The 23,106-nt window shown below is 45.3% G+C and carries 21 protein-coding genes; 2 read left to right on the top strand and 19 right to left on the bottom strand.

Features of this window, described 5'->3' with window-relative positions:
• Positions 1 to 17: 17 nt before the first annotated feature.
• The 3 genes from DESDI_RS04260 to sigV all read right to left on the bottom strand — a co-directional run bounded on the left by DESDI_RS04260 (position 18) and on the right by sigV (position 2,914).
• On the bottom strand, positions 18 to 1,268 hold the full coding sequence (locus DESDI_RS04260; protein WP_015261408.1) for an MFS transporter: 1,251 nt from the start codon (positions 1,266 to 1,268) through the stop codon (positions 18 to 20).
• Between the two features lie 211 nt (positions 1,269 to 1,479).
• A complete protein-coding gene (gene rsiV, locus DESDI_RS04255; RefSeq protein WP_015261407.1) occupies positions 1,480 to 2,391 on the bottom strand; it encodes an anti-sigma-V factor RsiV in 912 nt (303 codons plus the stop codon).
• Between the two features lies 1 nt (position 2,392).
• On the bottom strand, positions 2,393 to 2,914 hold the full coding sequence (gene sigV / locus DESDI_RS04250; RefSeq protein ID WP_015261406.1) for an RNA polymerase sigma factor SigV: 522 nt from the start codon (positions 2,912 to 2,914) through the stop codon (positions 2,393 to 2,395).
• A gap of 143 nt (positions 2,915 to 3,057) precedes the next feature.
• Here sigV and DESDI_RS04245 point away from each other — a divergent pair, with 143 nt between their 5' ends.
• Both DESDI_RS04245 and DESDI_RS04240 read left to right on the top strand, forming a co-directional pair.
• Positions 3,058 to 3,534, top strand: coding sequence for an RNA polymerase sigma factor (locus DESDI_RS04245; protein ID WP_015261405.1), 477 nt, complete (start codon positions 3,058 to 3,060; stop codon positions 3,532 to 3,534).
• Positions 3,531 to 5,207: a LolA family protein gene (locus DESDI_RS04240; RefSeq protein ID WP_015261404.1), complete on the top strand. Its 1,677-nt coding sequence runs from the start codon at positions 3,531 to 3,533 to the stop codon at positions 5,205 to 5,207. The genes DESDI_RS04245 and DESDI_RS04240 overlap by 4 nt, the downstream gene beginning before the upstream one ends.
• 196 nt (positions 5,208 to 5,403) lie before the next feature.
• Here the strand turns inward: DESDI_RS04240 and nagZ are convergent, their stop codons facing one another.
• The 16 genes from nagZ to DESDI_RS04160 form a co-directional block, all read right to left on the bottom strand.
• Positions 5,404 to 6,672 carry a beta-N-acetylhexosaminidase gene (gene nagZ, locus DESDI_RS04235; RefSeq protein WP_041219257.1) on the bottom strand — a complete coding sequence of 423 codons (1,269 nt, stop codon included), beginning with the start codon at positions 6,670 to 6,672 and terminating at the stop codon, positions 5,404 to 5,406.
• A gap of 106 nt (positions 6,673 to 6,778) precedes the next feature.
• Positions 6,779 to 7,129, bottom strand: a complete 351-nt coding sequence (locus DESDI_RS04230; protein WP_015261402.1) for a GIY-YIG nuclease family protein — start codon at positions 7,127 to 7,129, stop codon at positions 6,779 to 6,781.
• A gap of 4 nt (positions 7,130 to 7,133) precedes the next feature.
• Positions 7,134 to 7,613 carry a DUF6530 family protein gene (locus DESDI_RS04225; RefSeq protein ID WP_015261401.1) on the bottom strand — a complete coding sequence of 160 codons (480 nt, stop codon included), beginning with the start codon at positions 7,611 to 7,613 and terminating at the stop codon, positions 7,134 to 7,136.
• 371 nt (positions 7,614 to 7,984) lie between these two features.
• Positions 7,985 to 8,842 (bottom strand): NrfD/PsrC family molybdoenzyme membrane anchor subunit, encoded by an 858-nt coding sequence (nrfD, locus tag DESDI_RS04220; protein WP_015261400.1) that lies wholly within the window; start codon positions 8,840 to 8,842, stop codon positions 7,985 to 7,987.
• Positions 8,842 to 9,477, bottom strand: a complete 636-nt coding sequence (gene dsrO / locus DESDI_RS04215) for a sulfate reduction electron transfer complex DsrMKJOP subunit DsrO (protein WP_015261399.1) — start codon at positions 9,475 to 9,477, stop codon at positions 8,842 to 8,844. The genes nrfD and dsrO overlap by 1 nt, the downstream gene beginning before the upstream one ends.
• 26 nt (positions 9,478 to 9,503) lie before the next feature.
• Entirely contained in the window at positions 9,504 to 12,188 is a 2,685-nt protein-coding gene (locus DESDI_RS04210; RefSeq protein WP_015261398.1) for a molybdopterin-dependent oxidoreductase, read from the bottom strand.
• 37 nt (positions 12,189 to 12,225) lie between these two features.
• On the bottom strand, positions 12,226 to 12,912 hold the full coding sequence (locus DESDI_RS04205) for a TorD/DmsD family molecular chaperone (RefSeq protein WP_015261397.1): 687 nt from the start codon (positions 12,910 to 12,912) through the stop codon (positions 12,226 to 12,228).
• Positions 12,906 to 13,265 (bottom strand): hypothetical protein, encoded by a 360-nt coding sequence (locus tag DESDI_RS04200; RefSeq protein WP_015261396.1) that lies wholly within the window; start codon positions 13,263 to 13,265, stop codon positions 12,906 to 12,908. Before DESDI_RS04200 ends, DESDI_RS04205 begins: the two co-directional genes overlap by 7 nt.
• 128 nt (positions 13,266 to 13,393) lie before the next feature.
• Complete coding sequence (locus DESDI_RS17230; RefSeq protein WP_015261395.1) at positions 13,394 to 13,840, bottom strand: hypothetical protein; 447 nt, start codon at positions 13,838 to 13,840, stop codon at positions 13,394 to 13,396.
• Positions 13,841 to 13,867: 27 nt separating this feature from the next.
• Positions 13,868 to 15,007 (bottom strand): hypothetical protein, encoded by a 1,140-nt coding sequence (locus DESDI_RS04190; protein ID WP_015261394.1) that lies wholly within the window; start codon positions 15,005 to 15,007, stop codon positions 13,868 to 13,870.
• A gap of 383 nt (positions 15,008 to 15,390) precedes the next feature.
• Positions 15,391 to 17,031 (bottom strand): ribosomal protection-like ABC-F family protein, encoded by a 1,641-nt coding sequence (gene abc-f, locus DESDI_RS04185; RefSeq protein ID WP_345787211.1) that lies wholly within the window; start codon positions 17,029 to 17,031, stop codon positions 15,391 to 15,393.
• Between the two features lie 538 nt (positions 17,032 to 17,569).
• Positions 17,570 to 18,334 carry a MerR family transcriptional regulator gene (locus tag DESDI_RS04180; protein ID WP_015261392.1) on the bottom strand — a complete coding sequence of 255 codons (765 nt, stop codon included), beginning with the start codon at positions 18,332 to 18,334 and terminating at the stop codon, positions 17,570 to 17,572.
• Positions 18,335 to 18,577: 243 nt separating this feature from the next.
• Complete coding sequence (locus DESDI_RS04175) at positions 18,578 to 18,967, bottom strand: zinc ribbon domain-containing protein (RefSeq protein ID WP_015261391.1); 390 nt, start codon at positions 18,965 to 18,967, stop codon at positions 18,578 to 18,580.
• Positions 18,968 to 18,983: 16 nt separating this feature from the next.
• On the bottom strand, positions 18,984 to 20,306 hold the full coding sequence (locus tag DESDI_RS04170; protein ID WP_015261390.1) for a zinc ribbon domain-containing protein: 1,323 nt from the start codon (positions 20,304 to 20,306) through the stop codon (positions 18,984 to 18,986).
• A 220-nt stretch (positions 20,307 to 20,526) separates the two neighbouring features.
• Positions 20,527 to 22,518, bottom strand: coding sequence for a hypothetical protein (locus DESDI_RS04165; RefSeq protein ID WP_015261389.1), 1,992 nt, complete (start codon positions 22,516 to 22,518; stop codon positions 20,527 to 20,529).
• Between the two features lie 22 nt (positions 22,519 to 22,540).
• On the bottom strand, positions 22,541 to 23,101 hold the full coding sequence (locus tag DESDI_RS04160) for a DUF4352 domain-containing protein (protein ID WP_015261388.1): 561 nt from the start codon (positions 23,099 to 23,101) through the stop codon (positions 22,541 to 22,543).
• Positions 23,102 to 23,106 lie beyond the last annotated feature (5 nt).

Genomic DNA, 23,106 nt, shown 5'->3' with positions numbered 1-23,106 from the left:
ACTGCCACTTTTCTGTACTATGACGGATCAGCCTTAACATTTGGTTTCCCTGCCTCCACCAGAACCTTACTGCCCAAAAGGAAAAAGCTCTCAAAAAATATCAACACTCCGGTTCCTAAGAGCATATATTCTATGGGGACAATATCAGCTAGCGGGCCGAAAACAAGCATCCCTAAGGGCATCATGGTGCTGGAAATCATGGAGAGCACCCCAAAAACCCGCCCGAGAAAATCCGGCTCAACCTTCTCCTGAAGCATGACATAAGAAGGAGTATTAAATATCGGCATGGCTACTCCAATCAAACTCATAAACAAAAGGTATACCCAAAAATTCGGAGTGACCCCAAGAGCTACGGTGCAAACTCCAAACATAAGTGTGCCAAGAGTCATGGAGTACACCCGATTCTTGAACCCTCCCCAGGCCGCCATTAGAATTCCACCCACCATCATCCCTATAGAAAAAGTCACTTCAAGAGCTGTCAAGCGCCAGACATCGACCCCAAAGGCTCGAGTCACATGCAAGGGTGTCAGAAACGCTGCCGGAGCGGCCAGAATCATGAACCCTGCGCAGAAAAGGAAGAACTTCTTTAAAAAGGCATGGCTATTTATATAACGTATTCCTTCAACCATATCACCAAAATAACTTACTGACTGTTTCTCTTGAGCTTTGCGGTGGGCAGGGACATGCAAAAACAGTAGCAAAAATACAATGGCAACCGTCGCTGTCAGCACATCGATCATGAAAATTACTTCAAGAGAAGTCACCGACATCAAGGCCCCGCTCAACAACGGGGAAATCAGCATAACCGCCGATTGGATACTGCCGTTGACCGCATTCACCCTGGTTAATTGCTCCTCCGGAACCAACTGGGGAAGGAAGGCCCCTATCGCAGGCATTTGCACGGCTGCTCCCAGAGCACGAATCGCTGACATCGCAAAAAGCAGCCACATCATGTCATATCCGGCATAAAACAGGAGCGCCAAGATAAGGGTACAGGTAGCAATCATGGAATCAGCTAGGATAATCAGGGTTTTGCGGTTATATCGATCTGCCCATACCCCGGCAAAGGGCGAAAGAAAAAAGGTGGGCAAAAAACCACAAATAATGGAGATCATCATCATAATTCCCGATTGAGTCTTCAAGATGATATACCACATAATAGAATATTGAACCAAGGATGAGCCAAAAAGGGATATGGTCTGACTTGTTAGGAATAATATAATGTTCTTTTTCCAGTCTTGCTTGCTATCCAGAGAAATCCGCTCCAATCGTTTGCTGAATTCTTATACTAGGTCATCCTCGCCTGAGTGGGTTAATCCACATAATTCCCATTAAAGCCGATAAAACCAATGATTATGAATAATTTTACCATAATGAAATAAGAAATAGAAACTCCGCAAGGTTCTTCTTGCGGAGTTTCACATTCTTCACACAGTCCACTACTATAGATATCACTCATACGGGTTTTTCTTAACTTTGTCAGGGTCTAATATACTCATTACTGACCAGTAGGTCAGCTATGACCTCAGTCGGAATTACAAATTCTTGGATCCCCATCACCCCAGGACCGACTTCATACTTATCAAAGGATATGACCAGCTTATAATCGGGATTGATAAAGAAGCTCTGCGCAGGGGAAATCTGTTGGAAGGGTTCAAAATACAAATCTTCCTCTTGTCCTTCTCTTTCAATCCAATACATCATGTTGGGGTCCTTATCCATAGCTTGGTTCATTTGGGCAACGATATAGTCACTGATGACTGCCACATACTGATCATCTTTAAAGAGACTGGGTAAAGTAATGAGGACTTGCTCCACCTTATCGATCGTATCATATTTGATTACTGTGGACGAAGAACCGACCATTTCTACCACATAGCGGCCAATCGATAGCAAACGCTCATTGTCCGTCTTGATCATATAACCACTGTCCACCCCTAGGTGGCCTTCCCCTAGCGCTTCCATTTCTTTCACGTTGATCATGAATTGCTCATAAAGCGCTTGGTTCTCTTCAAGATACTTCTGGTTTAGTGCATCCCCTAAGCCAGACTCTTCGAGACCGGTAATGACTGGCACCTCGATGTTAGCTTGATGCAACCCATCGTCAAATTGATAATCCCGAAAGGTTAAGACTTGAACCAGGTTTTTCATACCCGGCACCTCCGCTAATACACTAGCCATGGTGGGACTGATATTAATACCCCCCACAAAGATAATGATGGCCGCGGCCACTGCTGACACACGATGCAGCCATTGGCGATTCTTGCGACTTTGCTTGCCGGTCTGTAGTGCCTTGCGCACAACTTGGTCTAATTCTTCCGGGATAGCAACCTTCTGATGGTCTTCCTTTAACTCATTAAGCTTCTTCTCGTTTAGATTCTTCTCGCTCATATTACACCTCCTGAACGGATTGTACATCGATAGGTTCTTCCATCTGTAAACGCAGCTTTTTTAGGGTCCCATAAAGACGGGATTTTGTTGTATTCACATTTTCCTTTAAAATAAAAGCAACCTCTTCTATTTTTAGGTCCTCATAATAACGAAGCACGATGCGAGACCGATCCGTAGGCGTTAACCCTTCGATAGCCTTAGCTAAATCTAGATCGGAATAATCATCCGCTCCAGCCGCACTCTCAGTGTAGTTATTAAGCGTCTCCTGATCGACCACCACCATACGCTTTTGCTTGCGCAAAAAGTCCAACGCTGTATTGACCACTATGCGATAAACCCAACTCTTCATACCTTGGGTATCCTTCAGTAAATCCGCTGACGATATGGCCTTAATGATGGACTCTTGGACAAGATCTAGGGCATCCTCCGGGTTCTTAACGTAACTGTATGCTAGTCGATAAATATACTCTTGATTCGTTAGTAAGTAGTCCTCCAGCTCACGAGCGGACTTTTTAGATAACATAACTCCTACTCCTTTGAAGTGCACTTCATTCTTGGATAATCATCCTCTTCTATAGTATAGACGCACAACCCCCTAAAGAAAGTTTAAATTTTACGTGACATTTTCTTTTTTTACTCGTTTAAGCTAATAAAGGAGGTGAAGATGTGGAGACCTGGTACCGGGAAACTGTTACAAAGCTGTATCGATTCATCTACTCCCAAGTCCAAAATCGCGAAGAGACTGAAGATATCACTCAAGAGACCTATCTGCGTTGCTTTAAGCAACAACCAGAAAACCTCCCCCCTTACCCCTATCTTAAGCAGATTGCGCGCAATCTCATCACCGATCGTTTTCGAACGACACGCCGAGCTCAACACCATCTCGGCCAAGTACTCAGTCAAGAATCCCCCTCTCCGGAAGAGGATTGGTTGAATCAAGCCCTAATCCAGGAACTCATGGAACAACTCCCCCCTGATTATCGGCAAGCCATTGATCTCCGCATTATCCAAGGCTACTCGCGCAAAGAGACTGCCACATTCATGGGTCGCAGTGAGGATGCCATTCGCGGGCTTCAATATCGTGCTCTGCAAGCCTTACGAGATTTGATGCGGAACAACGAACAGAAAGGAGGAGCATCGTGACAAACGACAATCAGCAGAAAAACACGCCCTCTGCAGAAGATCTAGTGGATGTCTTTATCAATGATCTAAATCAAGAGCAACAGCTTAAGCCAAAAAAGACAACAGCAGACACAGAAGAAGCGACTGCTAAAGTGACTTATGAGATATCTACCAAGGCAATTGGTGGAGTAAGTAAAGATGCAACCGAAGATGTCAGAGAGCTACAAGCCATCGCCCAAATCCTAATAAAAGAGTCTTCACCTATAGAAGGGCCAAGTGAAGATTTTATAGCTAGTCTCTGGCAAAAGCTTGAACCCCTCGAAAAGGGACAGGAGAAAACACATGAACTCAGCCCGTTCTATGCAAATAATAACCTCTCACGAACCCCAAGCCCTTCTCCGGTGAAGAAAAAATTCCTCCCCTGGGCCGGACTTGTAGCAAGCATCCTCGTCTTTCTCTTTTTCTTCTCCACTTGGTCAGGTTCTTCGCAAAACATCGTCCTGGCCATGGAAGATTCGGTCAAAAAACTAGAGAATTACCATGGCATCCTAGAAAAAACCAGCACCAATGAAGCAGGCGAACGTCAATTCCAGATTCGAACGGAGATCTGGTCTGTCGGAGAAAACTATGCCACCCAAACTCAAGATGGAATTCTTACCGTTAATAACGGCGAGACCCGTTGGCGCACCAACTCCGCTACCAAGGAAATCTCACTTCTCCCCATTTATGCAGATCCCCATGACTTCGATCTTCAGAAGGAAGCCGCCAAAGCCTTAAGCTATCCTCACCAAATTCTCGGTGAGGAAACTATTGCCGGGCGAGTTGCCACCCATATTGAAATCCAACCACCCGGAGGGCTGCCCTATTCTCTCTGGATTGACCAAGAAACTCATTTGCCTATCCAACTACAAACAGCCCTACAGAAATCTCTGCAAACCACCTACACCTATATTAGCTTGGCAACCAATACTACGATTCCAGAAGATATTTTCGCTTACAATCCACCCCAAGATTACCGCGTGGTGGACAACACGAACGACCAACTCGTTGCTAGTCTTGAGGAAGCTATCCAGGTCAGTGGTTTAGCTCCCCTAGAACTCACCACCACCCCACGGCGCATTTTTGCGGCACCGGAGCGTATTGTCTTTGACTTTGAAGATACGATCATTATCCAATCCAAAGCCACTGGGGCGCTGGTCATCGATCCTCTAGCGGCTTTGGGCCAAGCCGAAGGCGGACCTCTAGAAATCCTGCCCAATAGCTTGCGCTGGCTGCAAAAGGATTTGGAAATCCAAGTTCAAGGGAAGCGCTTTGAAGAGCTGGCTCGACAATTGACCTACACCCTAGACCTCACCCCTCAAGCCAAGCCACTACCTCCCGAGAAGACCATGATCAAGCTCCCTATCGATCTGGAGATTGTGAAAAACAACCAACAACAAGTTGATTCGGGAAGCAGCCCTTGGCAGCTTGATCCTGTCCAAGTCGCTTTTACCTTCATTGCCCTGCAGATTTCCCCCGAAGGGATCGTTGGCGAGCCACCTCTGGACTATGATACCTTGACAATGATTGAAAACGACGGTAAAAAAGCTGTCGTGCAAGCCGCAGAAGGGCCGGTCAAAGCTGTGTATCTGGAGCGCTTGATTCGTCAAGATGAGACAGGCATCTGGACCGTTACCGGTTATCTAGCGCGCTAAATCATTAAAGAGCCGACGCTGTGAACGAATTGTTCATCTGCGCGGCTCTCTTTCTCCATATAAATTTAACGCTCACCTTTTGTACTGTACCTTACTTTCCACCATACACTGTTAGGGCGCTATAGACTTGATCATTTACGAGTCCTACAGGCTCAACACTTGGGCTGTCTTTATCCAATTCTGCTATTCCATTCTCCTATCGTAGCGCAGGATAATCCTCGTACAGCTTTGTGATTTCAGCGTTTATTCCTTGAACATCGACGGATTCCACAGACTGATTGGAAAGCCCGTACTTCTTCTTCAAAGCAAGCACCCGATACACGCTTTCATCGATTCTATCGCTAGATATTACCCCGGTCCGGGCTGCTGCTAGAATCGCCTGCAATGCCGCTTCTTCTTGTACAAAGTCATGACAAATCAAAACGATATCGCTCCCGGCTTGCAGGGATTTTACTGCCGCCTCGCCAATCTCATAATTCTCCAGGATCGCCCCCATGGTCATATCATCAGTGAAGACGACTCCCTCAAATTTCATGTCTTCCCGTAAAATGTCCGAGATCAGGGTTTTTGAAAGCGACGCGGGATACTCAGGATCAAGCTGTGGTATCAGGATATGAGCCAGCATAATGGCATCCGCATCATGGGCGATGGCCTCGGAAAAAGGAATTAACTCGAAGCTTTGCAAGCGTTCAAGGTCATAATCGACTTTGGGTAGACCCACATGAGAATCCACCGTAGTATCTCCATGTCCTGGAAAATGCTTGACCACAGGGATGATGTTTTGAGCTTGGATCCCCTTCATCGACTGAATGCCCAGCTCACTGACCAGCTCAGGAGTACTCCCCAATGCCCGGTCCCCGATAACCGTGTTCTGAGGGTTGCTGAAAATATCTAAAACGGGAGCGAAATTAACATTCATACCGAAGACCTTAAGTTCTTGGCCCAGGACTACTCCTACGCGGGTCGCCAAATCACTGTCATTCTGCTTTCCCACCTTTTGACTGGAAGGCATCCTCCGCAATTCAGCAGGCATCCGGGAAACTCTCCCTCCCTCCTCATCAAGGGCTAAAAACAACGGAACCTCATTAATGGCATTGGTCTTCTTTAAGGAATTGACGAGATCGAGCATTTGTTGAGTATCCCTGATATTTTTCTGAAAAAGAATAAACCCACCCACATGATAGGTTTGAATCAGCCGCTGGGTATTTTCATTGATCTCATATCCATCAGTCCCAACAATCACCAGCTGTCCTACTTTTTCCTCTAAGGACATCTCTTTCAGCTGTTCGGCGATGGGGTCAACCTTGGGCGGAGCGCTCGGTAGCATAGAGGAATTGTTCCCTCCCTGCTGATTAGACGAGGGGCCGTTATTGTTTGCATTTCCCCCTTGGGTGAGGGCATACAGAATTCCTACGACAAGGACAATGATGGCAATTCCCAAGGCGACTATCCTTCGTTTGTGCATTTTTCATATCAGACCTTTGCTATGTGATAATGCTATGTGATAATTTCAAACCTCTGGTACCTGTCAATTCGCGGTGCTAAAGGCACTCTCATTCCAAGCCAAATAGTTATCTTTTGACCACTGTGATACCTTGATTCACTAATCTTTCTTCCCACTCGAGCAATAAAATTTCTAGGTCATCGGTATAATCCGTTTTCGTTTCATCTTTATCATACTCTAGCTGTTCCAGTACTTCAAATGTGAAATTCTCTACTCCCTGCTCTTGAAACTTTTTCAACAGTTCGCGACTTGGATGAAAATTCGTTTCCAGTTTGAAGCGGGATCCGTTGAGGACCGCACGCAGATTCTGACTTCCTTCAATATAACACCAAGTATCTAGCTTGGAGCGAATGCCCATGATCCCCATATCTGGTCTCATCTGCTTATATTGTTCTTTAAGCTCCTTTTTTCTATCCATAACTTTAATATCCCATCTCCTTAAGAAGTCTGGCGAGCGTCCGTAAGCGCTCACCCATGAGCTCATCGTCATTACTCAGTGCCTGATTAAAAAGCTTGATATCTTCATCAATCCTATCATTATCAGTGCAGACAGCCACCGTCATAGCATCCCCTTGCAAACCGACTCTATCAATCACGGGATTTTCTGGATCATAGAGCTTTTCATACCGATAGGCTTCCCGGAAGTGGAGCTTGGTTCGGCAGACAAGGATTGCTAGGTCGAGGACCCTGTGAAGGGGTAGTTCTTCCGATTGCCTTGACCATTTTTCTCCAGTATAGCGCCATACCTTAGCAGAAATATCAACCTTCCCCCGATCATTCCATTGAGCTAGACCTAAGGAAAGGCCTTTGGCATCTGATTCATAAGCGTAGCGGCCATCTACATTCTCGTAGTTTTCTGATACAATAACGGGTTTATGCTTTAAACTTGTGGGTATTTTCATGGTTTTACCTCCATACACCCTATTTATTAGGATCGATTATCTACTCCCATGCTTTACTCTGTAGTCCTTAGAAGGGCCACCTTTCAATTTGGTGATTTGGTAATTAATAATTTAGTAGTCTAGTAGTTTAGTAATTTACTCATCTACTAAATTACAAAGTAAGTATATCTATACGATGAGTATTTGTCAATATAAGCAAAACTCTCTTAGTACCTACGCTTTTTAAAAATCTAGCAGATATTTAGCCAGTATTGGTTAGTGCATAGCAAATTAAGGCAGAAGAGGCCATAGCTTACCGAACGTCTTCGGTCTGCTTTAGCCTCTTTTTCTTGGTAGGTTAATCTATATGATGTTAAGGGTTACCTTTTTGATTAGCTAAAGGGAACAAATACCCCTGCGAAAACGATGGAATATCGCAGGGCAATTCCTCCCACAAGGAGTGATAAAGCACAAATCAGTAAGACGCTTTCTTTCTGGGAGCGAACAAGCGTTTCGAGAAGCAGGGGTAGTAGAAGCCCAACACCAATCACTAAACCCCAAAAAGGAAGCGCGAGGAATCCCTCAAGAAGAATTGCAACACTACTTGCTGCTGCTCCACCCGATTGATTTGAAATATAAAGAATTAAGCCAAGGACAACAATTTCTGTAAGGATCAGACCCACGTCAAGCTTAAGGATGGAATGCAAGGCCTGGGAAATTTGTTCTGATCGGACTTTTTTAGCGACAACAAGACTAAAGAGTATAAAGCCAACCCCTGAGGATAATGCTGATGCCAAAAATAGTAGAGGGAGAAGAATTGGGCTGTTCCAAAACGGAATTGCTTTAACAACTCCTAGCAAAAGCCCTGTGTAGGTTGCGGTTCCTATGGCAAGGCAAAAACCTATCCAATCGAAGTAACGAGGTGTTTCTCTCTTGCGATATAGATTTTGAATCATTTGTACCAAACCGAGAACTAGGAATAGCGATAGAATAATCGTACCTATGGAGATCATTGAGGAAAACGGTTTAAGTACAGCCAAGGGAGCAAACAGGGGTCTTCCTAAATCAAGTAGCAAAAATCCTGTTCCAACTGCAACAAAAGCAGGACCCCAGAAATACCCAATATTCTGCAAGGAATTATCCTTGCGTAACAACTTATTCCCAAGGGTGATTAGGTATATCCCCGCCCCTGTACCCGCCAAAAAGAGATACCAAACTACAAGATCATGCCAGACGTGTTGAGGATGCATTAGACATTCCCCCCTTTTACAACAGCAGATTCAGGCAGATAATACACGGCCGAACCAGTCCCCTGGTTCTCTATAAGCTGAAAGGTCTCATGCTCTTTTAACAGAATAGATATTTCGCTTTGTGGATCGTCTAAGTCACCAAAAATTCGCGCGCGTCCCGGACAGCTTACAGTACAGGATGGAGCTAAACCTTGGTCGACGCGTTCATAGCAGAAATTACACTTTCCCGGAGTTCCCTTAATATGTTGCTTATATCCCTGTTCCTCTAGCGGAGTTAGGCCATATTTAGGAAAGTACCCTTCTGATTTCTTATTAAAGCTTCTTGCTTGATAAGGACAGGCGACTACGCAATATTGGCAGCCGATACATATCTTCTGGTTTACGGTGACAATTCCATCCGCTCGTTTCGATGTCGCGCCCGTAGGGCAGACCTTTAAACAGGGTGGATTTGAACAGTGATTACAGAGAATCGGCATAAAGGTCATCCGAGCCTCTGGATATTCACCTTTTTCCTCTACGATGACCCGGTTCCAAGTCACTCCTTTTGGGGTTGCATGCTCAGCTTTACACGCCATAACGCAGGCGAAACAGCCGACACATCGTCTCAAATCGATTAGCATCCCATATCGAGCCATTACGATTCCCTCCATTTACTTTGGCGTTATACCTTCCGGATTTTTACTTTGATATCTCGATCGAGGTTGATTTTCAAGGGGTTGAAGAGCTCCTCCGAAAGCTTTAGCAAGTCACCAAAGGCAGGGCCTCGTTTGGCTTCAGGGTTAAAGTTAGCAGTTTGAATGCCATAAGCACCAGCGATGCCAAGGACTTCTTTATGGATGAGGTGTGTGGTCTTGACCTTTCCTTCGATTCTGCTTCCCACAAAGGATTCGATTTCAATCAAGTCCCCATCCTTCAGTCCCCGTTCCTGTGCAGTATAGGCATTGACCATTACATATAAAGCATAGGGGTCCTGATTTTCAGTAAGCTCCATAAGCCATCCATTACCGATATTACAGGCAAAGTGATGTTGCATGTTTTTATAGTTGATACAATAGAGGTCATATTCTTGAGAGGCTTTGTGTTCTGGGTGGGGTTCCCAATTCGGAAGTGGAGTAAGCTGATTTAACACAAACTCGTTTCCTGGTTTCCTTGTGATGCCTTTTTCTTCAAACTCCTGTGTAAGGCGCATATGGTGAGAAGCAAACTCCTCTAAGTAAATAGGAAGTCTGGCTTGCGGGTATTTGCTATAACCGTAATAATTTTGCGTATTGTAAACATCATAGGAGGCAATACCATTTTTCTTAAACCATTCTAGATCATATTGACCACCCGTTTTTGCTAAGCACATTAAATTAATAACTTGTTCCCAAGTGTATTTCTTTGCTGTATCAAGTTGGTACTCACCCTTTAAGCCAAGCGTCGAATTTAGCCGGGATAGTACTCCGCCATCACCCTTGAGAATACCTAGCGCCTCGCTGAGTTCCAGGATAATCTGGTTTCCCTCTTTAGTATCATATAAGGGCTCTTCTAAAACAGGTTGCTGGATTGCCCATCCGTAGTTTCCTTTTTCTTGGAAAACATCAGTGAAGGAAGTCCTTGGAGCATAAGCACTCAGTCCATAGCGCTCTAGCCAGCTACTCTCAGGCAAGACGATGTCAGCAAATTCAGTGGGCTCGTCGAACTCATAGGAAATCGCGAAGGTAAATGGGAAACTCTTCATTATGCCGTTAACTCGTTCGTAGTCTCCGAGAAGGGATTGGGGATTTCCTCCCCACATGCCCAATACCTCCGGAACATAGTCGAATCCATAGGACTTGGGGTCGGTTAGACTAAGCCAAGCTAAACCGGTAGAAGATCCTGCTATGGGAGAATGCTCAACAAGAGAGATAGTATCAGGATTCTTTTTGAGCGGAACATAAACTAACTCCTCTGAAGTCGTGACTCCGTCTACAGGGTTAATCTTATAGAAAGGAGCCCCTGCTGCCTTGGCGGAACCCGGGACCTCAGCTGCCCCTACAATGAGAGAGAGAATCTTTGTAGCATGGACAACCATATAATTATCCACATGACATTTTGACCCTTGCTCAGAAATGATTGCTACCGGACGGTAGGGATAAGTCTGATCTCCTATCGTAATGCTGTTGCCAATCTCTGCGTACTCAACCCATTCTTTAGCTAATCGACGTACTGTATCAGCTGAAATACCTGTGATTTCTTCTCCTTTTTCTGGAGTGTATGCCTTGACGTGCTCTTTCAAGGAATTAAAGGCAGTGCGATAGCTTTTACCGTTGATTACGAAAGTTCCATCGAGTGTAGGTTTTTGAAGGGCTGGATCATCAAAGGCTTTTGCACGTTGATCTGCCTGATCCCAAACCAGAGGCTTACCAAGATGTAGACCACGAACTTCATCTTCACTCTGCTCATCATTACGGAGATATAAGCCATCTTCCCCAACTAAGTAAGGTGAATTCGTTCGTTGAACTAAATAAGCCTCATCATAATTTTCTATCTCATTGAGGATGACTTGAATCATCGATAATAGAAAATATCCCGTTGTTCCCGGTATAATGGGAACCCACTCATCCGTCTTTGCTAAAGATGGACTTAGTATGGGGGTAACATTGACGACTTTTAGGCCCCGAATCCGAGCATTAACAAAGGCATCAACCTCTTCGCTATTTCCTTTACCCCCTTGTTGAGAGTTTGCACCTAGATTAAGGAAGTACTTGCAATAGAGTAGATCGGCCCGTGCCTGCCCCCCACCATTGACAATCTTGTTCAATGGGCTAGTGGCACCGCCGCAGCCTACTGAAGTTCCTCCAACGATGACATTCGGAGTTCCAAACGAAGCAGCAAATGCTTGTTCAGTATTCATATTAAGACTAGCCGCATGACCCGTTAAAAACACGAATTTTCTTGGGTCCTCCGCTTGGACTTTCTTTAATTTCTCAGTAATGGCAGCTATGGCCTCTTGCCAAGAAATTTGGGCCCATTTCGGATCTATTCCTCTCCCCTTTTCCGGATTCGTCCGCTTCATGGGAGTTTTTACACGATATGGATTGTAAAGAGTAAGCAAGGCTGCAGCTGATTTTGCGCAGTTTCGCCCCTGATTCGTAGGCGATACTGGATTGCCTTCTACCTTAACTGCCACACCGTCAACACGACGAACCAACAGATGACACCGGTTATCTGCTGCACAGGCTTTACAATGTGTAGGGACCCAGACATCCTCTACTTTGTTGTCCGAGGCTTCAAAAATCCTATCTCCAGTAAGTCCTACACCGACAAAGGCCATCGTTGCAGCAGCAGTGGATAAGCCGAGAAATTGTCTTCTATTTAGTTTCATTCCATTTCCCCCCTTAGGATTGAATCCAGGTCATAGTTTACTCCCCAGGCGAGCCAAGGGAGTAGAGTGTATTTGAACATTCGACCAACCAAAGCTGCTCAGACTCCAAAAATTCACTCAAAAGGAGTAGGACGCCCCTGTAAAAAGATGTCTCCGCTTGCTCAACCCCCCGGTGACATAATTCAGAAATCCAGGACAAGTGCTCGTTTGTAAAATCGTTTTCTTGGCTTAGCGTTTTGAGTGCTTTTTGCTGATTATTAACGATCCAGTGCTGGAGCTCTTGGGATACAAGCTTATAAAGAAAAGCTAACTGAACACCTGCATAATCGGGTTCAAACTGGGGATGAGATATTTTCAATCCCGCCGAGGCGTAGTGTTCACGGAGAGCATGAATATCGTAGGTTATATAAGCCGAAGCTCGCGCAGGAGGGAGCCCATAATCAGGTTTGATTCCTCGGAACAGACGGAGCCATTCTACATTTAAGCTTGTCGTTACTTCAGAAATCTCTTGCGCTTCCACTTCGCGACTAAACGTATATAGACATTGCATTCCTTCGTTAAAAGCGGGACTGGACTCCAACAACAAAGACGTATCCGGGTTGAAAACCTTATAGAAATCTTGCGTTAATTCAATACTCGGTTGTTGATTAAAGAGTACAGAAAATAACTGATAGAGTTGTAGACGAGCTTTGGTGTAGGTTACTATTTCATCTATGTTTAACAACCACAATCTTCCTCTTCTACAGCAGGTGCCCCCGGAGCCTTACTGGGCGTTGCCGGAGCTGTTGCTTCATCTGGTTTTGCAGCTTCATCTGGCTTTGCAGCTTCATCTGGCTTGGTAGTTTCGGCTGGTTTAGCTGCTTCATCCGGTTTAGCGGTTTCTCCAGGTTTAGCTGGTTCATCTGGCTTAGCAGTATCATCAGGTTTAGCAGTATCTCCTGGTTTTTGAGCTTCAGTAGCTTTTTCAGTTTGCGGACTTTTGGGTGACTCCGTTGATTGACTTCCGCAGCCTGTGATTCCGAATACTAAGGTTGCGGCTAAAAGGGTGATAATAAGCTTTTTGTTAAGTTTCTTCATGACGCACTCCCTCTCAATGACTCTCTGTAATGAAATTTAAATACGTTCAGAGGTCTACTTAAAGTGGTTATTACAGTGGAAACCGCGATTGCGGTTTCCACTGTAAGTGATTCCAACTATTCCATTGATTACGAATTATTCCCCTTGTCCTTATTGCGCGAAGCTTGGTATGCGATAATCGCAATAGCTACTACTGCGATACCAACAGGCACAGCAACAGGAACTCCGGAGCTTTTAGCAGGTGCTGGTGCAGCCGCAGGAGCTTCCGTAGCAGGGGCAGCATTTGCTGCAGATAACTTCTGAATTTGAGCTTGTTGCTCAGTAAGTAAATTAACTTGGTAACGGCTGACAAAATGAGCTACTGTGCGATTTTTCACATTAATCATAAGATCAATGTTCTTACCCTGAGCTCGATCGGCTAAATTAGGGGTCTTATTTCCGTTTACATCTTCAACATGCCATGATTTTACAACTTGACCATCAAACTCATCGATAACAACTTTGAAATATTCGTCTGGACCAACAAACACGTTGTTGGTTGAATCGAGTACGATCTCGTCTTTATTTTCGAGCATCAACTCGATTAGCAAAGAACAGGTGCTTCATGTGTCGGGCCGGGAAATAAACCGTGGGTCACTTGCCCAGGTTCCCGGATTTTCAAATTTCACCAAATCAGTATAGCCTACCAGGGCAACTTTGCCATCTTTGAAGGGCTCGCGAAACGCATCAAGTTGAACCTGTACAGTATCATTTTCAGGCCGTACAACAAGACTATTACGCGTTACCTCATCTGCCGGCAAGTATTTCATGGTATCTTCTGTCAATGGACCGAGTGTCTTCTGGGTAACTTTCCCATCCTTAGAGGTTAATTCAACGGATACTGAATCTTTAGTAATGTCAGTAACTGTAACAGTGTAATCGCCAAGAGTAGCTTTTTCGCCTTTTCCGAGTTTCATTTCAACAGCTGGCTTATCACTCAGTAGGCTATACACGATTGCTCCCGTAGCAAACTCCTTAACATGGGCAACTTCAGCTGTTACTTCACCAGCGACCAAATAAGATTGGCCACTAATGGCTACTGGTGAACCATAATATTCAACATGAAAATTCTGTCCATCTTTACCAGGGTAGTAGGTTCCAGTTTTTCTTCCGGTACCATCATTTAACACACCTTCAGCAATATTTCTCAGTTTTGCGTTCGGTGATACTTCGAAGGCAGACCCATAGTAGTTTCCTGAGGGCTTTAGAATCTGAAAAGTGGCTTCTGGTGCCTGGAATCCATTTCCATCGATTCCAATACTACTGAGTTCAAGATGTTTGGAACCATCACCTAGCGGAACAGACCCGCCCTTCTTAACATCGGCATTGGTAATAACATCTAGTCTGGTCGCAGTATCGACAATGGTGTACTCTTTACCAAGAATAGTTACTTTATGGCCAGTAAGCATATCCGCAGTTCCGGTTCGTGTTGTGTAATAAAGTCCTGATTTCGGAATAATTATTTTTCCATTCTCAACACGACTTTGGCGAATTATTAAGCCTTCTTGCATTCCCACATCTTGATCAAGTAGGTTTTTGCCCGTTACGTTTTTGAAGCCTTCGAGACCTGCAACAAATGCTGCATCTTTAGCTGGTGCCTTCATTAGAGCATTATCGGCTGCCAAAACTGGTACAACACTACTCGATAATGCGAAAACGGCTGCAAGGGCAAGTGCGCACGCTTTCTTTGTAAACTTCTTCATTCATACACCCCTTTCATAAAATTTTTTACTAATAGAGGATCAGGTAACCCCATTTTCTATCTACCCTCCTTTCATGATGGTTACCAGGGATTGATATAACTTTCACTTTTATAATACGAAGAACTTAAAAATGATATAACTATACAAAGATAATTAAATTTTAGTTAATTGTACTAAATTAACCGAAATCCATTAGTTATTCGTTTAGGCTTTACACGTTTCCGCCCTTTTCTTCTGATAACTCCTTTTTATGGATCAAACAAATTCTTAATCGTTACTATATAAATAAATCATTGTTGCCGCAAGTAATTACTCATACATAAGAACCCCGCGCAAATACGCGGAGTTCCTATGTGAATTACGTTTGTGGGAAACGTCTTATTCTACTTCAGCATGGCCCTGAGTCGCTTCAACTCAGCGAGTATTTCGTCATACTCTTGATCGAGGGCTTCACGATTATCTTTCTTCGAGGGTAGGGAGATTCTGCCCACCACCTCGCTTAAACGGTTTTGCAGCACGAAGATTTTCTTGGCGACTTCTTCCTTTCCGCTATCCGTTACCTTCTGCCGACTCGCTAGATATTCAGTATAGTTCCCCTTAAAGCTGATGAGCTTATGATCCTCGATGTTCAGAATAGAGTTGGCCACTGATCTGATGAAACGGCGGTCATGGGAGACGAAAAGTAAGGACCGATCATAATTCTGCAGTGCTTCTTCAATGACCTCCAGCGAGTTAATATCCAAATAGTTGGTTGGTTCGTCGAGAACCAAGAGGTTATAGTCTTGGCAGAGGATTTTGGCGAAGGAGGCCTTCACCCGCTCTCCCCCGCTGAGCACCTTGACCCTCTTATACACCTGATCTCCTTTAAAAAGCAACCGAGCTAATAAACTTCTGACGAAGCTCTCAGGATAGATGCTTTCTGCCATAACATTGTCCATGATGCTTTCCTGATCCTCGAGGACGCTCAAATCTTGGCTGAAATAACCGATTCTGGCACTGGGGGCAATCCTTATGGACTCCTCTCCCTTCATGATCATTTTCAGCAAGGTACTTTTCCCGCACCCATTGGGGCCGATTAAGGCTACCTTTGCTCCATTTTCGATCTGAAATCCCGCCTCTTTAAAGATAACGCGACTGCTAAAGGCTTTATTGATCTTCTTCCCTTCAATGATCACTTTACTGTGAAGCCTTTGGGTGTCCGCAAGATCTAGCTTGATTTTCTCAATCTTGTTAGGCTTCTCTTTGATTTCCAATTGCTCAATTCTCGTCTCGACACTCTTCTTACTTCGATCTAAGTTGGCTTTAGCTTTTTGGTTACCCATCTTGTGCAGTCTGGCTTCTGAGTTTCCCATCCTGCGGGGAGTCTTGCGTATCGACTTTGACTTTTCGCTGGTCTCGATCACGACCCGCTCTAAACGCTTTTTTTCTGAAACGTATTGTCCATATTCAAACTGAGCTCGTTCTCTTTCACGAGCCTTCTGTTCACAATAGCTTCTATAATTGCCCGGATAAATCTTGATCTGTCCATCCTCTAGCTCCAAAATCTTATTGCACAAACCATCGAGGAGACCGCGGTCATGGGAAATGAGGAATAATCCACCGTCATACCCCGCAAAGTAGTGCTCAATCTGCTCGATTCCTTCCATATCCATATTGCTGGTGGGCTCATCAGCAAAGATCATGGTGCTATTTTGGCTAAGGCAAACCGCCAGTTTAAAGCGAGTCTTTTCGCCGCCGCTTAACTTCTCACTGTAGGTCATAGGGATTTTGAATTTTGACGCCATTTCCTGATTGATCGTTTCCTGCTCGGGCGATTCTAACTGAGAAATTGTTGAGGATTGGCCATAGAGCTTGACCCACCCTTCGTCGGGCTGGAGCTTTTGGCTGAGTAGATTGAGCAAAGTTGTTTTGCCTGCTCCATTAATCCCAACGATGCCAATTCTATCCTCTGAATAAAGACTCAGTTTTTTGATATCAATGACTAAGCGGTCTCCGAAGTATTTTTTCACATTGCTGCATTCCACTAATAAAATAAAAAACCCCTCCTATTGTACCGGAGAGGATAGTGCTTCAAATGACAGCGCAGCGACTATAATGCTGACTGTGCCTCGAGACCCTTCCAGATCATAAGGCACTTCAGACGTTACAGTCTTCAAGACGCAGTTGTATGAAAAGCTATCCACAGAATAATCACTATCCACTCACAGTCAAAAATGCATGCGTTTCAAAGCCGTTAACACGACTTCTCTAAAAAGCATATTTTCCTAGTAAAGTGAATTACTTCATTTTCTGCAGATACCTTACCTTTCTTATAGTTAAACCTTTAAAGGCTTCTGTTCACATTATATAAGCCACAATATCACTATGTCAATCCAACACCTTTCTACGCATTCCTCCTCTTGAATGGACCATGAGACGGAAATTAGCAAAGACACCCTAAGTGAAGTGCACCCCAATGTTAGACAAAAATCTAACGTTTGAGGTGCACTTTTTAACGTCCTTATCTAATAGTTATCTGTAGCTCTTGAGTCGTTACTTTTCTGATTGTTATCCATCTGGTCCTTACTTCTTAACCCCGGTATAAATGAAGATTGCATCGCGAAGGAATTCTGCTGCCCCGGGTTGCTTCTCATCGTAAAAAGCTGTGAATCTTGAGTCATCCAAATACATCTGGGCTAGCCCTGCATGAGCTTCCTTGGAGTAGCTAGTCCAAGTAAAGGTAAGCCATTGTCGATGGAGATCGGCTGTTTTTTGAGCCAGCTCTCCTGCGGGGTCCCCTGTCTTAAAGGCTTCATAAAGGGTTGCTAGCACTTCTTCACTAAGCTTGGTGAATTGGTCATGCTGCTCTTGCGACATGTTCATGAACTTCTCATTGGACTTTGCTACGGTTTCTTCACCGTATTTTTCACGGATTTCCTGGCCATATTTCTCTTCATTTTCTTCGATCATCTTACGTTTAAATCCTTCAAACTTTTCTTTGTCGGACATAGTGATTCTCCCTTCCTTTTGCGCAATGGTTTTCTCAACATTTCCGATGAGCTGATCCAATTGCTCTCTTTTCTCTAGAAGCTTCTCACGATGTTCTCGCAGTGCCTTTTCCCCATCAAAATCTGATGAGGTTATGATATCTTTTATTCCTTCCAAGCTCATCCCCAACTCTCTGTAAAATAAAATCTGTTGTAAGCGGTCAACCTCGCGTTGCCCATAGATTCGATACCCTGAGGAAGCGATTCTAGCCGGCTTAAGAATCCCGATTTCGTCATAGTATCTGAGGGTACGCGAGCTGATTCCCGCCAGATGAGCTAATTTTTGCACTGTGTATTCCACGTGATCACCTCCTGACGAGATTAAGAATACACCTTGACGCAGCGTCAATGTAAAGAGGGAAAATACCACTATTTTAAAAAAGTTTTAAGAAATTTAAAGTGAACGTTAGCTTAATGCATCAAGCAATTGATCAAAACGATCTATAACGCACTCAAAGTTTTATACACTACCAATGAACTGCCCCATGATAATAGACACTCTTATTATATACGAGTGGATTGTGTCCATCAAATCGGGTATGAGTCAATCATGTATTGAAAAACGTTTTAGACCCTGCAGCGCTGCGCCGCAAGCTCCGCAAAAGCGAGCACTAGGAATAACGCCGGAGCCGCATTTCGGGCAGAATTTGATTTGCGAAGCAGTCTGAAGCGCGGTAGGTAAATCCTCGTCTATACTGGAATTCGTCAGAAACAGCCAATCTATATCCTCGCCGTCCTCACAGAAGCCGATCGCTCCGCCGGGTGACACCACATAAAAGCTGTCCTCGTCTGCGGGATTTTCCGCATCGCTTACCTCGGCAATCGCCATCAGGCTTTTTCTGTCGTATTTTTCATCGGAAGTGGCAAAACGGAAGCTTCCGCAGCGTGTTACGGCGTATTCCGCCGCCTTCAGCAAAGTGTTGAATTGTTCCATTACAAATTCTCCTTCTTTATTTGAACAGCAGACTATTACACCGCTTGCAGCAATCATTGTGTATGGGGTTCATCATAGAACACACGTTGCAGTAGATGATGCGGTCTTTCGATTTATCGTATTTCTCGTATGTACCGAACTTCGGATGAAAACGTACCTTGTCGCCTACATCCAGATAGTCGTACATAACCCGCCTGCTGTCCTTTTCAACAATAGTCTTTTTTCTACCCGCATCGGTAGTGATTGTCACCGTGTATTCCGTATAAGTTTTTGACGCATCGTCTTTATGCTCGTACTTCTCTTTGCTAAATTTGTTGGTGACGATGCCCTCCCACATGGGCTGTTTGGCTCTGCGTAGGGCAAATACATTGATGATCAGCATCACAAGGGCAATACCGACACCTATGACCGCCGATTCTCCAAAAGGGAAATCATCCATGAGCAGCCCGGCGATGGGAAAGCCGATGAGCGGTACGAAAACCAATATCCACATACAGCCGATGGAGCTTTTCCTGTTTTTCTGTGCAGCCTCCAGTATTTCTGGGCTGTTGCACATGTCCGAAAATCCGATAAGATTCATGCGCTGCGTATCCCCGCTATCCTGCGACGCAAAAGACCTTGCCTGTGATGAGTGTGGTTCTCCGTTGTTTACAGCAGCTCCGCAATTAATACAGAACAGGGCATCCTGTGGTATTGCAGTCCCGCAGGCAGAGCAAATGTTGGGGTTGTCCTGCCCCGCTTTCGTGCCGCAACCTGAACAGAAGACCGCGCCCTTCGGCAGCTTGTTTCCGCAGTTATGGCAAAACATATCCGCATCACTCCTTATTTCAATTATTTTGGGGGTAGCTGGTTTCTTCGCCGCTGTTTTCTTCTTTTTCTTGCCTCTGGCTGTACGGATTACAAGGAGCAGCAAAAGCAGATAACCGATGGGAGCAAGGATATGATAGACGATCGCCACCTCGCCCATCTCGTCAAATTCGCACAGCGCGGCGGGCTTGTTGATGTAGGGGAAATGGTTAAGGTAGCGGATGCGCTCGGAGCGCGTTTCGCCCTCATCCAAGCTCGGCCACGCCTCGTCGCTTTGGTACATCACATGGCCTTGATACTCCTTGCCGTTTGCCATAAACCAATAGCCTTTGGAAACGGTGCGGGAGCGGTTTTGACCCGCGTCTGTATCGTCCAGTCGCGCCTGATAGCTGTCCACCGTACCCATGACGGAATCGCCCCATATCGCTAGCGACAGCGTAGAGAGGCTCAAATACATGGCAAACAGCAACACGGCGCAGATCAGCAGCAAAATGGGTAAGGGGATTTTTTTGCTCTTTTTCTTCTTTACCATCTCGACGCTCCTTTCATTGTTGTTAGTAATCCCGCTTTTCATGCCAGCCCACAGCATGACCAGCTGTCGCCACAGGTTCAGCGTATAGCTCCAACGCAGCTTGCCGTCCTCGCAGGGGGTGATGTCAGGATGTGGGGGGATATTGATTTGCTTTCAGTCATCTCGATACCCCTCTATTAATCATATCCTTGGCCGACATATCTTGTGCTTGAGGTCGCTTTTACCTCTGACAGGTAATCACGCCCCACTCTTTATCGTTGTGGTCGCGCATGGAGGCGCTGAACGATGTTCCGTCAGCGGAGAATACAAATTTTGCTCCCGCAATATTTGCTTCGCCTGTCGACCACCGCACAAAATAGCTGCCGTTGATATAGGTGCTCTCGGTTTCATTATTTGAGCAGACGATTTTATAGTAAGAGCCGTCGCCAAAATCCTTTTCAAATGTGACTATAGTTGTCACATCAATATCCTTACCTGTTTCTGCAACATGAAGTACACCTGTGAAAGTTCCTGAACAGTCAACCTTTTCTGCCTGCGTTTTTATGGTGAAGGTTTTTTCGGTGCTTTTAAACGGTTTTAGCTTTGTGCTCGCCTCAACCTTACCCTCCTCCCAATCTTTTTGCGTTTTATAGAATTCCAGCTTCATCGGGAACCCTGCTGTTTCGTGGGCAAGAAGAGTAAACTTCAGTTGCCCATTTGATTTATCATCCAACTTGATCGTCCATGCCTTTGCGGTAACTTTATCGGAAAGCGGCGCCAATTTGACATAGCAGTTTGCCCATTTGGGCTGCTCGCCCTCTATCTCCTGTTCCTTTATCGTGATGGTGTATATCGTGTTGAGTTGCGCGGCGAGCTGTTTATACTCCTTTTCCCTCTGACTGAGAGCATCAAAATACATATCCCGGCTCAGAGACTGGAACATAACCTGAAGGTAAGCATAGATTTCAGCTTTGTAATTGCTTGATATTTTTTCGCGGTCGCTCTCCGACGGCCACGGATACTTGGACAGATTGCCGTTTTTGTCAAAGGCGTCTATCCATGAATCCCAGTCGCTCGCTGCGACCTCCCAGTATTTGTTTACATAGTTGTCGATCTCGTCCTGCATTTTGTCGAGAGCTGTCTGCGGGTCGGATTTGTTTTCTTTGGATATCTTCTTGAATAAATCGTACCAATCCTTGACGCGGCGCTTGTTTTCGGTTCTTGCGTAATAGGCGTCGTACATATTTTTTGTGCTTTCATACTTGGTGTCGATGGCAAAATTCATCACATCTGTAAGCGCGATGTCGATTACTCCGACGCCCACATAGGCCACCTGAAATGAATCCAACAGATATTTTCGTGACGACGCCAAATTCAGCCCCAGATTCAATACGGTTTTCATTCCGCTGATCGACGTTTCCTTGCTTGTCAGTCCGTTGCTGTATGCGTCATATGCGAACTGAGTACAGGAGGTTGCGATGCCTAAGACTGTCAATGCGTCTCCAAACGGTTCGCTGATCAAGTCGTCATACGCACCTCCAAGCGTTAAGAGCGTGGGGATATTTGTTGCGGCGAACATCGGAAGCGAGTTGTTTGCACTGAGAAATGCCGACACAACATCCTCCTGCCACGACGCACCCTGCTCGGCGTATGTTTTGAGCAACTCCTCCGCCTGTCGCGTTGTCATGTAAGCTGCGTAGGCGTTGACATCAGAAATGTATTCGCTGCGCTTTCCTGGGTTCCTGACCTTAAACGCGCTGTAGGTGGAGAGGTGGTCAGTGAGAATATGCACCTTGTTGGCTTCGGCGTCCACCTTATAAAGGACATCCTCCCACTGACCGCTCTGCTCGTTTAGATACTTACCGCATACAGAAAGCATCTCATCATCACCAAGCCCCGCATCGTCATAGGGTATGGTTAGCTCGATAGTGCCCTCTGGTTGGCCTGAGGATAGCTTGAAATCGTAGGCGTAAATATCCACGTCGCTGTTAACGGGAGCGGGAGTTACCTTTTGTATGGTGAGTTCCTCACCAGGCTCCAGCAGACAGCCGAAGTCTATCGCCGCACCGTCCTCTGAGGCCAATGCCGTCTGTCCGTCCTCCACCGTGAAGGTTTCGGCTTTCAGTGTGCCAGGAGTCTTTGGCTGATCACCAGAGCTGCAGCCGGAAAGCCCAGCTATAGCGGACAGCAGCATGGCGGCAGTCAGCAGAAGGGATAGTTTTTTTCGTTTCATAACGATATCTCCTTTCGCATGCTTAGGCTATTGGTAGCTTAAATTTAACGGTCTCGTACATGACGTTATATTTCATGATGATTTCTTTTTCGTCCGATTTTAATTGGAACACCGTCCATCCGCTATTCGTTTCGCCGGGGTCGATCGCCGCCTCAAAATACATTCCATCTGTTTCAAAATTCCAGACATCTCTGTTGCGCGACTCGTTCGATAGCTCAGCGTCGTACTCTCCGTCTCGAACGATGTATAGCAACGGATCCTTTGCGAACTGTATTTCATCGGAAATATTTTTTGCAGTGGCATAAACTTTGACATAGACGGACCCCTCCGCATATTTCTGGAGAATGTTCATGTCGTCAACGATTTCGAGCTTGTCGATTGTAATCTCAAGTCCCTCGACCTCGGCCGCTTCGCCGATGCCATAATACTTGTTTTCATCCGCTCCCGCTTCACTAGAGGGAGTATTTCCCGATTCAGCAGGGACAGGGCTTTCGGACGAAGCCTCACTGCCGCCATCCCCGCCGCAAGCAGCGAGGGTGAGCATAAGTGCCAGCGATAAGAATAAAACAATAACCTTTTTCATTATAA

It is taken from the genome of Desulfitobacterium dichloroeliminans LMG P-21439 (genome assembly GCF_000243135.2).
Lineage (GTDB): Bacteria > Bacillota > Desulfitobacteriia > Desulfitobacteriales > Desulfitobacteriaceae > Desulfitobacterium > Desulfitobacterium dichloroeliminans.
This window is presented reverse-complemented; position numbering and strand designations above follow the sequence as displayed.